This is a genomic window from Halorubrum sp. Ea8, assembly GCF_002252925.1.
Lineage (GTDB): Archaea > Halobacteriota > Halobacteria > Halobacteriales > Haloferacaceae > Halorubrum.
The window spans coordinates 1-9964 of the sequence record NZ_NHPF01000058.1 but is presented as its reverse complement, the minus strand read 5'-3'; the positions used below and the strand labels follow the sequence as shown (position 1 = coordinate 9964).

10 protein-coding genes and 1 pseudogene are annotated in these 9964 nt (G+C 71.7%); 4 read left to right on the top strand and 7 right to left on the bottom strand.

The annotated features are described in order from the left end of the window. The 3 genes from DJ74_RS04845 to DJ74_RS04835 form a co-directional block, all read right to left on the bottom strand. Positions 1–1865 (bottom strand): twin-arginine translocation signal domain-containing protein (locus tag DJ74_RS04845; protein WP_094526525.1); only part of this gene is annotated, 1865 nt, incomplete at its 3' end. Further along, entirely contained in the window at positions 1862–2245 is a 384-nt protein-coding gene (locus DJ74_RS04840; protein ID WP_094526524.1) for a BlaI/MecI/CopY family transcriptional regulator, read from the bottom strand. The genes DJ74_RS04840 and DJ74_RS04845, both read right to left, overlap by 4 nt. A gap of 91 nt (positions 2246–2336) precedes the next feature. Next, positions 2337–3104: a helix-turn-helix domain-containing protein gene (locus DJ74_RS04835; RefSeq protein ID WP_094526523.1), complete on the bottom strand. Its 768-nt coding sequence runs from the start codon at positions 3102–3104 to the stop codon at positions 2337–2339. 161 nt (positions 3105–3265) lie between these two features. Here DJ74_RS04835 and DJ74_RS04830 point away from each other — a divergent pair, with 161 nt between their 5' ends. Then, positions 3266–4063 carry an aldo/keto reductase gene (locus tag DJ74_RS04830; RefSeq protein ID WP_094524022.1) on the top strand — a complete coding sequence of 266 codons (798 nt, stop codon included), beginning with the start codon at positions 3266–3268 and terminating at the stop codon, positions 4061–4063. Between the two features lie 30 nt (positions 4064–4093). Here DJ74_RS04830 and DJ74_RS04825 read toward each other — a convergent pair whose 3' ends face one another. Further along, positions 4094–5104 carry a phosphotransferase family protein gene (locus DJ74_RS04825; RefSeq protein ID WP_094526522.1) on the bottom strand — a complete coding sequence of 337 codons (1011 nt, stop codon included), beginning with the start codon at positions 5102–5104 and terminating at the stop codon, positions 4094–4096. Positions 5105–5249: 145 nt separating this feature from the next. Here DJ74_RS04825 and DJ74_RS04820 point away from each other — a divergent pair, with 145 nt between their 5' ends. Together DJ74_RS04820 and DJ74_RS19050 are read left to right on the top strand one after the other, a co-directional pair. After that, positions 5250–7352 carry a hypothetical protein gene (locus tag DJ74_RS04820; protein ID WP_094526521.1) on the top strand — a complete coding sequence of 701 codons (2103 nt, stop codon included), beginning with the start codon at positions 5250–5252 and terminating at the stop codon, positions 7350–7352. A gap of 68 nt (positions 7353–7420) precedes the next feature. Further along, positions 7421–7564, top strand: coding sequence for a hypothetical protein (locus DJ74_RS19050; protein WP_170938366.1), 144 nt, complete (start codon positions 7421–7423; stop codon positions 7562–7564). Positions 7565–7602: 38 nt separating this feature from the next. On the opposite strand, the gene DJ74_RS04815 is transcribed toward DJ74_RS19050, so the two are convergent. After that, positions 7603–8058 (bottom strand): DUF5799 family protein, encoded by a 456-nt coding sequence (locus tag DJ74_RS04815; protein ID WP_094524019.1) that lies wholly within the window; start codon positions 8056–8058, stop codon positions 7603–7605. A gap of 99 nt (positions 8059–8157) precedes the next feature. Between DJ74_RS04815 and DJ74_RS04810 the strand changes: the two genes are divergently transcribed. Continuing rightward, positions 8158–8574 (top strand): halocyanin domain-containing protein, encoded by a 417-nt coding sequence (locus tag DJ74_RS04810; RefSeq protein ID WP_094524018.1) that lies wholly within the window; start codon positions 8158–8160, stop codon positions 8572–8574. A gap of 21 nt (positions 8575–8595) precedes the next feature. Here the strand turns inward: DJ74_RS04810 and DJ74_RS04805 are convergent, their stop codons facing one another. Further along, complete coding sequence (locus DJ74_RS04805) at positions 8596–9747, bottom strand: mandelate racemase/muconate lactonizing enzyme family protein (RefSeq protein WP_094524017.1); 1152 nt, start codon at positions 9745–9747, stop codon at positions 8596–8598. A gap of 3 nt (positions 9748–9750) precedes the next feature. Beyond that, positions 9751–9964: pseudogene (locus DJ74_RS04800) on the bottom strand (1,4-dihydroxy-2-naphthoate polyprenyltransferase); the annotation flags it as partial.

The window sequence follows — 9964 nt, the reverse complement described above, 5'->3', positions numbered from 1 at the left end:
CGGACCTCGTCGCCCTCCCGGAGCGTGACCTCCGGGAACGCGTACTCGTTGCGGCGCGCCCACATCTCGATCTCGACGGTGCTCTCGTCGACCCGCTCGAAGGACTCCTCGCCCTCGGCGACGTACTCCAGCTCGTAGTCGTCCGGGTCCCACGTCTTCGCGGGGTCGATCTTGTCCTTGTGGACGATGCTGGCGTCGTGCGGCTCGGGGTACGACGGCTTGTCTTTCACCAGCTGCATCCCGGCGTCGTCGTCGCCGATGTGGAACAGCTGGTCGTTCTCCGGGTGGATCGGCCCCACCGGCAGGAACCGGTCCTTCGAGAGCTTGTTCAGCGAGACGAGGTAGTCGCCCTGCGGCGACGCCGTGTACGACTCCGCGGCGATGAGGTGGCCGGGGTTGTAGTGGACGTCGTGGCGGTCGACGACCGGCTCCTCGGAGCCGGCCTCGGCCTCGACGGCGGCCTCGTAGTCCCACTTGACCACCTCGCTGTCGATGAACGTCGTCGTGTACGCGTGGCCCCGCCCGTCGTAGGCGGTGTGGAGCGGCCCCATCCCGATACGGGGCTGGCCCACGATGGCGTCCTGCGGGTCGTCGACCTCGGCGATGGCCTCGATGTCGATGACGGTACAGCTCGGGTCGAGCTTTCCGGAGGCGATGGCGTACTTCCCGTTCGGCGTCACGCTGACCCCGTGCGGGCTCTTCGGCGTCGCGACGTAGCGGACGATCGGGCGGTCGCCCTCGTTCAGCGGGCTGTCCTTCGTCCCGTCGACGACGGGCACGCCGCTGATCTCCTCGTACTGGCCGCTCTCGACGGCGTCCCAGATCGCGGGGATGTCGAACGCCTTCACGTAGTCGCGGTCGGAGCGGGCCATCTCGCCCTCGGTGGTCCCCTCCTCGCTGTTGTAGCCGGTGGCGAAGAACCAGCGGCCCTCCTTGCCGCCGTCCCCGTTGTCCATGTTGCCGTCGACCTCGACCTGCCACTCGACGTCCATCGTCTCGGGGTCGATGGCGGTGATGACGGAGCCGTACTCGTCCGGGCTCTGCACGTCCCGGCCGTCGTTCGGCATGGGGACGCGGAACTCGCCGACGCCGAAGACGAGCTGCGTGTCCGGCAGCTGCATACAGGCGCCGTGGACGCCCTGGCAGTTCGGGACGTTCGTGATCGCGTCCGTCTCGAAGTACTCCAGGTCGACCCGGGCCATCCGCCCGTTGGCCTTGTCGTTGACGAACAGCCAGCGGCCGTCGTAGTCGTTGTCGGTCTGCGAGACGCGCGGGTGGTGGGTGTCCCCCCACACGTGGCCGTCGCCCTCCTCCTCAAGCATCCGGCTCGACTTCGCGTCGTGACCGTAGCCGCGCGCGCTCTCCGTCTGGAACACCGGGATCCGCATCAGCTCGCGCATCGACGGGAGGCCGACGACGCGGATCTCGCCCGTGTGGCCGCCGGAGAGGAAGCCGTAGTACTCGTCGTGCTCGCCGGGCGCGACGGAGTGCTCGCCGCTCCCGGCCGCGCCGCCGGAGTCGTCGTCCTCGTCCGCGAGGATACTCGTACAGCCCGCGAGGCCGCTCATGGCCCCGACGGCGGCGCCGGCCTTCATGAAGTCGCGCCGCCCGAGCTCCAAGCGCGGCAGGTCGAGGCTCGGCCGCTTCGCCGCGGTCGCGTCCGTCCCCTCCGCGGTCGAGGCGATGTCGCGCTCGTGGTCGGTGAGCAGGTGCTCGATCGTCCGCCCGTCGACGATCTCGGGCTCGCCGTCGGCCGCGTCCGGTCCGTCCGCCGGTCCCGTCTCGCCCGCGTCCGCGGGCGTCTCGTCGCGCTGTTCGTCGGCTCGTGCCGTCGGCTCGTCGCTGGCGTTGGGTTGGGAAGTCATTGGCTGGTGGTGGCGTCGGCGCTGCCGTCCGCTCCGCCGTCGCCGTCGGAGTCCGTTCGGACCGCGATCCGCTCGACCGCCCGATCGCCGAGGACCGCCCGCAGCTCGGCTTCGATCTGCGGGACGAGCCGGTCGCGGGCGGCCTCGGCGTCGAAGCGGTAGCGGTGTCGCGTCGTCCCCCGGCGCCGCTCCGCGCCGCGGTCGACGAGCCCCTTCTCGACGAGCCGGTCGACGGTCCGCTTCACCGTCGTGTACGCGACGTCGTCGCCGCGGTCCGCGACCGCGTCGTGCAGGTCGCGAGCGGCGAGGGGTTCGTCGGCGCGCCGCAGGACTGCGAGGAGCTCGCGTTCCCGCGGTCCGAGCTGTGTCCACTGGGTCATGGGTGGTCGGAGCCGAACCGGTCGGTTCGACTCCGCTACTGATCAGTACGCTCTAACCCCGGGGGTAGCTGTCGGCGAACAGTTCGGAGGTTTAAGTACCGTCGCCGGTCCCAAACGTCTGCGAAAAGAGCGCCGCCGTCACGGTGCGGAGGTGTTCCGACACCGTGGACTTCGCGAGGTCGAACTCCGCCGCGACGTCGACGGCGGAGGCGCCGCCGGTCTCGAAGTACCCCTTCTCGGCGGCGACCGTCGCGATCTCGGCCTGCCTGTCGGTCACGCCCGCGAGGTCGACGGGGACCACGTCGGGGCAACACTCGTCCCCGTCGCCGCGAGCGCGGTCGACGCAGAGCCGACGGAGCTCGACGTCGAGGCCGACCGCCTCGCACTCGTCGACGATCGCCCGCAGTTCCTCGTGGCCGCTCAGGACGAACGAGACCCGGATCTCGCCGTCGACCATTTCGGTCCGGCGCGGCGACACCGGGAAGTTCGCGAACGCCGCCGGGAGCCCGCCGCAGGAACAGCCCGCACAGATCCCGCCGTCGGGATCGGTCGGCGAGGGGTCGAGCGAGGAGGGCTCCGAGCGCGGGGCCCCCTCGGAGTTCGGCGCCCCGAGATGGACCCCGCCGTCGGTGGCCGGACGCTCGCACTCGATCTCGTACCGACCGTGCGCTCGGCCGCCGAACTCGACGAGGTCGAGCCCTGTCGGCGGGTCGTCGGGCGGATCGGCGGCGACGAACTCGACGCGGTCGTCGGTCGAGTCGACCCGCACCTCCTCGACCGGCGTGCTGGCCGAGAGGGCCGCGACGGGACAGCCGTCACAGGAGGAGAGGGCGAGTTCGGCGTGAATCCCGGTGCTCATGTGCGAAGCTAGGCGCTCCGGGACTCATATAACGCCGAGCGGTTTCCAGCGCGGTGAAAAGACCGCTCCGGCCCCGCGACCGATCGCGGGAAGCCAGCCGGAAGCCCGCGATCCGTTCCGGTGAGCGCGCGCTTATAAATCCGGGGTCGGAATCGGGCGACATGCCGCCACTGGAACTCCCGCTCGGCCTCGGCACGTCGGGGCTCGACGACCCCGCGGAGTGCACCGCCACCGTGACCGCCGCCCTAGAGGCGGGGTACCGCCACGTCGACACCGCCCAGATGTACGACAACGAGGCCGCGGTCGGCGAGGGGATAGCCGCCGCCGACGTCGAGCGCGACGAGGTCGTCGTCGCCACGAAGGTCCACCCCGAGAACCTCGCGCCCGAGGACGTCCGCGAGACGGCCCGCGAGAGCCTCGACCGGCTCGGACTCGACCGGGTCGACCTGCTGTACGTCCACTGGCCGATCCGCGCGTACGACGCCGCCGCGACGCTACCGGTCTTCGACGAGCTTCGCGACGCGGGGCTCACCGATCACGTCGGCGTCTCGAACTTCACCCCCGAACTGCTCCGCGAGGCCCGCGAGATCCTCGACGCGCCGATCGCCGCCCACCAAGTCGAGTGTCACCCGCGGTTTCAGCAGGCCGAACTGCGCGGGCTCGCCGCCGAGTTCGACCACCGGCTCGTCGGCTACTCGCCGCTGGCCCGTGGCGACCTGTTCGACGACGAGGAGTTCCTCGCGATCGCCGACCGGGCCGATCGCTCGCCGGCCGTCCTCGCGCTCGCGTGGGCGCTCGCTCGAGATGTCACGCCGATCCCGAAGGCGACGGGCGACCACGTCGCCGAGAACCTCGACGCCGTCGACGCCGAGATCGATCCGTCCGTCCTCGACGCCGTCGACGGGCTGGAGCGGGGCGACCGACGGATCGACCCCGACGACGCGGCGTGGAACCGCTGAGGGGCGGCAGATCCCCCCGAACGACGGCCCTCACACCGCCTCCAACCGCGCCTCCATCTCCGCCTCCGCCCGGTCGACGAGGTCGGCAATCGGCTCGTCGACGTACGTCGTCCACTGGTCGACGAACCCCGAGCGGCCGAGCATCCGGACGACCTCGTAAATAGGCCTCCGGACCGCGAATCCCGCCGGGAGCCCGCCGGCGCACTCGGCGTACCCGGCGCGGAGCGCCGCCGCGTACCGCTCGGGCCCCCGCTCGTCGAACCCGTTGAGGAGCTGGTCCTCCGCCCTGACGAGGTCGCGGGCGGGATCGCCGACGTGGGCGAGCTCCCAGTCGATCGGAGCGGTCCCGTCGCCTGCCTCGGCCTCGCGGTCGCGTCCGGTCCCGGCGTCGACGACGAACAGGTTCGGCATCGCGATGTCGCCGTGGAGGAGCGCCGCGGGGGCGTCGCGGAGGCGGTCGCGGTTCGCCTCGACGCAGTCGACGACGGCGTCGTAGTGGTGGCCGAGCCGCTCCGACGTGCCGATCTCGCGGGTTCGCTCGATCGTTTTTAAAAGCACGTCCGGCCACGGCGCGGGATCGAGCGCGAGTCCGCCCCGCCCGTCGCTCCCGACGATCTCGCCGTGCGTCTCGAACCGCTCGGCGTGGAGGGTCGCGAGCGTCGCGCCGACGCGCCGGAGCAACGCCGCGCGGTCGGCCTCACCGCCCTCTCGTTCCCCGAGCTCGTCCCACAGGTCGAGGAGCTCGCGTCCGGGAGCGGGCGCGGTGACGAGGTACGGCACCGTCGCGTCCGGGTCACCGGCGAGGACGTCCGGGACCGCGATCGGCCGCTCGGCGGCCAGGTAACGCAGGACTGCCAGCTCGCGGGCGATCCGGGTGCCGTCGCCGTCGACCGCGACCTTGCAGAACGCCCGACCGCCGTCCGCGAAGGCGACCCCGACCGTCTCGTTGGCCCCGTTCCACGAGGGGCCGACGCCGGTCAGGCGCTCGACCGACCGCTCCGGGAACGCATCGGCGAGAGCGGCCGCCGCGGCGTCGTTCATGGCGATGCGTCGCGGCCGGGCGGTGTTAAAATTGCTGTCACTCCTGTTAACACGAGGCGGTGAAATGCCTTTGTTGCGGCCGAGAGATGCCGAATTCAGAGAAGCACCGATAACCTGATAACTGTTGTCGGTTTATCAATTGGTAGTGAGAGACGACGCGATCGGAGAACGAGTACGCCTCGAGACGCGGGGTGAGACGCTCTGCGTTCGCGACGCGTTGGAGGGTGAGGAGCTCCGGCTCGTGTCGGACACCGAACCCGATCCGGAGCCCGCGCTCACGGAGCTGTTCCCGTTTCCGGTCGACAGAGCGGTCAGCTTCGAGGCGGAGTCAATCTCGGTTCCCGACTACTCGGCGGTGACCGTGCGCAGGGCGGACGGCGAGTTCGTCGCGCGGCTCGACGACCCGATGGAGCTCCGACGAGGGTCGTACTGCTTCGACGTCAGCGGGGTGACCAAGGCGCTGATCCGCGCGACCGACGTGGCGGTCTCGACGACCGGCATGGCCGACTCCGGACCGGTCGATATCGAGTTCGACCGATCGGTCACCGTCACGGTCGGCGCGCGGTCGCTTCACACCCGCCCCGAGGCGACGATCACGGTCCCCGACGACCCGGCCGCGCTGGCGGAAGCGGTCTCGGTGCTCGGCTCGTCGATCAAGGAGTTCTCCGCCGAGCGGTCGTGGCCGACGCTCCGCGGCTACCCGCCGCGGATCGAGCGCGGCGACGCGCTCGACATCCCGAGCCCGTTGGTCCCTCCCGACACCGGCGTCGAGGTCGTCGTCCGCCCCGACTACGCGGACGTCTACCGGCTCTCGACGCTGTCGTACTACCTCGGGGCGCGGATGGTGACCGGAAACGCGCCCGCGATCCGGCTCGCAAACGGCTACATCGAATCGCTGCCGACCGAGGGGGTCGCGCTCGAAGAGCGGGCCGCGGAGCTGCTTCGGACGTGGTTCTTCCTCGATACGCTCACCCGGACCGAGGGGTACGTCCCGTCCGACCGGTACGAGTACGAGCTGGTCGGCTCGGAGCTCCCCTTCTACCCGCCGAAGCTCGCGGACCTGTCGATGAGCGAGCGGCTGATGGAGTACCTCGAAGTGGATGCGGAGACCGTCGCGCCGTACGCGCCCGACTGGCCGACCGAGGCGGTGCTCCGGCCGAATCCGACCGGCGCCGAACTGCTTCCCCACCTCGCGCACGTGCTGGCGCCGGTTCGGGTGCGCGGCACGGCCGAGCCCGCCGATTCCGGAGCGCCGGACGCGCTCGCGACCTCGCCGTGGCTCGCTCCGGCGGGTGGAACCCCGAGCCTGGAAGACGACCCGCTTCCGGCGGGGACGTCGGTGTTGACGCCGGCGAGCTACGAGAACCGGCTCCGTCGGGAGACGACCGCCAGCGGCGATGTCCGGTTCGTCGCGCTGGTCGGCTCTGCTGAGCGCGCGACGAGGACCCGTCGCGCGCTTTCGGAGCCGGCGGTCCCCGATGGCGTCGGGGAGTGGGAAGTGCTCGACGAACCCGACGCGGAGGCGGTCGGGACCGTGCTCTCGGACCCCGACGTCGACGTCGCGTACTGCGCGCTCCCGGTCGCGGACGGCGCGGTCGCCGCGGCCGACGACACGGTCGCGGTCGCCGATCTCGGCGACGCGCCGACGCTGACGGTCTTCGAGGGGACCGACGGCGTCGACGGCGGACTCGCCGCCGTCGAGAACGGGGGGCTCGGTTCCGTCGCCGTCGCGGGACCGCCGTCTTCCACGGCCCTCAGGTCGGTCGTGGCCCTGTTAGCGGCGGGGACGTCGATGACCGCGAGCGTTTCGCTGTCCGGTCTCGCAGACGAGACTCGGATCCGCTGCGTCGGCGATCCCGGCGTCCCGGTGGCGTCCAACAGCGTGTCGGCGATGCAAGTGAACACGGTGCGGTCGGAGTCGCCGACTTCGCATCGGTTTGAACGCGGATCGGTGCTCTCTCTCCAGGATCGGATCGGAATCGAGCAAACGCAGCTGTTCGAGGGGTTCGACGAGCTGAGCGAGCTGGTCGGAACGACGCGGACCAACGGTCCCGCTGTCGACTCCTCACAGCTCCTCGCGATGCTCGAACAGGACGATTCGATCGTCCGTTTCAACGATCGCCTCCTGCTTCCGAGCGACGACCTCTCCGAGGCGGACGTCGAGCGAATGGCTCGCCGAGCCCTCGCGGAGGACGCGTCCGAGGGAGCGACATCGGGCAGTCTGGCTGAGGAACGTCGGCCGGACTGACGGCCGGCGGTCTCAGCTCGTCCGAACTCACCGAGGATTTTTATTACGTAGCCGACGAATCGCCGCGTATGCCCCAGATCCACCTGGACGAGGAGACGGTCGAGCGCCTCGACGCGCTCCGGGTCGACGACGAGGAGTACGACGAGATTGTCAGGGAATTGATCAACATCTACGAGGCCGAGGGGCTGACGCTGTTCCGCAGCGGCGACTAGAGTAACGACCGAGGGCCTCGTCGGTCGCGGCCGTCCGGTTACTCCTGATACGCGAGCCTGACCTGTTCCCACTTCCCGTTGTCTTCCAGGTGCGCTTGCAGCTCGTCGGCGTACTCCTGGACGAGCTGTTCGGCGGCGGCGAGCTCCTCGTCGCTACCGCCGCCGCCTCCCGAGCCGCCGAGGCCGAGCGCGCCCTTGATCGAGTCGACGAGGCCGCCGCCGGAGCCGCCGCCGTCCCCCCGGTCCGGCGCTCCGCCCATCGCGGCGACCTGCGACCGGACGTTCTCGAGTTCCGGCATGATCGCCGGGAGGCTGGAGGTGTCGGCGACGATGCGGGCCTCCTCGGGGTCGGCGGCATCCTCGATCTCGAGCTCCGTCGCCGTCATGATCAGGCCCCACTCCTGGCTGGAGAACCGCGAGGCCGACACTCGGTCCGTGAACTGGTTGTCGACGGTCATGCGGTCGCCGACGATCGCGTCTGTCCACTCGCTCATACTCGACCCTTCGGCTGCGGCCGTACAAGCCCCTTTCCCTCGTCGCTCTCGGAGCGTCGCTCTCGGGACGTTTTATACCGTTCGGCCCTTCGAACCGCCATGAACACGCGAACGCGACGAGAGCTGCTCGCGGGCGTCGGCGCCGCCGCTGCCGCCGGACTCGCGGGGTGTACCGGGGCGTTACTCCCGGGAGGCGACGGCGGGGGCGACGACGCGGCCCCGGTCGATCGGACCGGCGAGGAGAGCGTCGCGGTCGCGGTGGGGGCGGACGGCGGCTTCTCGTTCGCGCCCGCGGCGGTCCGGGTCGACGCCGGCACGACGGTCGTCTGGGAGTGGACCGGCGTCGGCGGCAGTCACAACGTCGTCGACAGGGGCGGCGCCTTCGACTCCGGGCTCGCCGCGGCCGAGGGCCACACCTTCGAGCGCGAGTTCGCGACGCCGGGCACGTACGAGTACGTCTGTACGCCCCACCAGACGCGGGACATGGAGGGAGTCATCGAAGTCGTCGAGCGGTAGTCGCTACCGGGAGGCCGCATCTCAGCGAAGCCCGTCGAAGGCGTCGCCGGCGAGACCGGGGGCGTCCGGAACCGCCACCTCGCCGTCGGCGACCGGGCAGGGGTCCGGCGCGAGGTCCTCGTCGAGCAGCGAGGCCGTGGCGAGCCCACAGGGGGCGACCTCGGGGACCGCGGCCGCGACGTGGACCGCGGCGGTCCGCGCGACGACCGCGTCGATCGTGGTGGTGATCACGGGCTCGACACCCGCGGCCCGGGCGGTCGCCGCCGCCGCCAGCGCGCGGTCCGGCCCGCCGAGCGCCATCGGCTTCAGGACGACTACATCGGCCGCGCCGGCGTCCAGGACGGCGTCGAGGTCGCGACGAGCCAGCGACTCGTCGAGCGCGATCGGGACCGGAGCGTCGGCGTCGTCGCCGGCGCGGTCGTCTCGGTCTTCTCGGTCTTCTCGGTCGTCTCGGGCCTCTCTGTCCTCTCGACCCTCTCGACCGCTCCTGAGGGCCGCCGCGCCGGCGAGGTCCTCGGCGGGGAGCGGCTGCTCGACGTAGGCGAGGTTCAGCGGCGCGAAGCGGTCGAGCGCCTCTCGGGCGGTCGACCGGTCCCACGCGCCGTTCGCGTCGGCCCGGAGCGCGACGTCGTCGCCGAGCGCCTCCCGCACCGCGCGGAGACGTTCGACGTCGGCGTCGAGGGCGCGCGCGCCGACCTTCACCTTCACGCAGTCGAACCCCTCCGCGACGGCTCGGGCGGCCGCCGCGGCGGTCGTCTGGGGGTCGCCGTCGCCGACCGTGGCGTTGACCGGGACCGTCTCGGTCGGCGTCGGGAGCCCGCGATCGGCCGCGAGCCGCGCGGCCAGCGACCGCCCCTCGCCTCTCGCCGCGGCGTCCGCGAGCGCGAGCGCGAGCCCGTGACGGGCCGCGGGCGTGGCTCCCGGGTCGAGGCGGTCGAGCGCGTCGTCGACGAGGGCACCGCCGTCGTCCGCGACGCCGCGCAGGGCCGACTCGCACGCCGACCGCGACTCGGTCCAGCCCGGGAGCGGGGCGGCCTCGCCGAGTCCCGGGACCGAGATTCCGGCCCGGTCGTCCGGCCCCACGCCGACGAGGAACCCCTCGCGCTCCGTGATGGCGCCGCGGGCGGTGCCGAGCGGGCTCGTCAGGTCGAGCGAGAAGGGGCGGAGCCGCATCGGTCAGAGCGCGAGGCCGACCGCGAACGCGACCGCGTAGGCCGCGAGGAGCTTTCCGGTCGACTCCAGCGCCGGGTTGAGCGCGTCGCCCGAGGTCTCGGTCAGGACGGTGCGCGCGACGGCGGCCGCGAGCGGGAGCGTGACGAGCGGGAGCAGCACCGCGGGGACGGCCCCGCGGGCGAGGAACCAGAAGGGGGTGAGGTAGGCGGGCGCGAGC

Coding starts and splice junctions, on each gene's coding strand:
- DJ74_RS04840 (WP_094526524.1), bottom strand. CDS start 2,245: ATGACCCAGTGGACACAGCTCGGACCGCGGGAACGCGAGCTCCTCGCA.
- DJ74_RS04835 (WP_094526523.1), bottom strand. CDS start 3,104: ATGAGCACCGGGATTCACGCCGAACTCGCCCTCTCCTCCTGTGACGGC.
- DJ74_RS04830 (WP_094524022.1), top strand. CDS start 3,266: ATGCCGCCACTGGAACTCCCGCTCGGCCTCGGCACGTCGGGGCTCGAC.
- DJ74_RS04825 (WP_094526522.1), bottom strand. CDS start 5,104: ATGAACGACGCCGCGGCGGCCGCTCTCGCCGATGCGTTCCCGGAGCGG.
- DJ74_RS19050 (WP_170938366.1), top strand. CDS start 7,421: ATGCCCCAGATCCACCTGGACGAGGAGACGGTCGAGCGCCTCGACGCG.
- DJ74_RS04815 (WP_094524019.1), bottom strand. CDS start 8,058: ATGAGCGAGTGGACAGACGCGATCGTCGGCGACCGCATGACCGTCGAC.
- DJ74_RS04810 (WP_094524018.1), top strand. CDS start 8,158: ATGAACACGCGAACGCGACGAGAGCTGCTCGCGGGCGTCGGCGCCGCC.
- DJ74_RS04805 (WP_094524017.1), bottom strand. CDS start 9,747: ATGCGGCTCCGCCCCTTCTCGCTCGACCTGACGAGCCCGCTCGGCACC.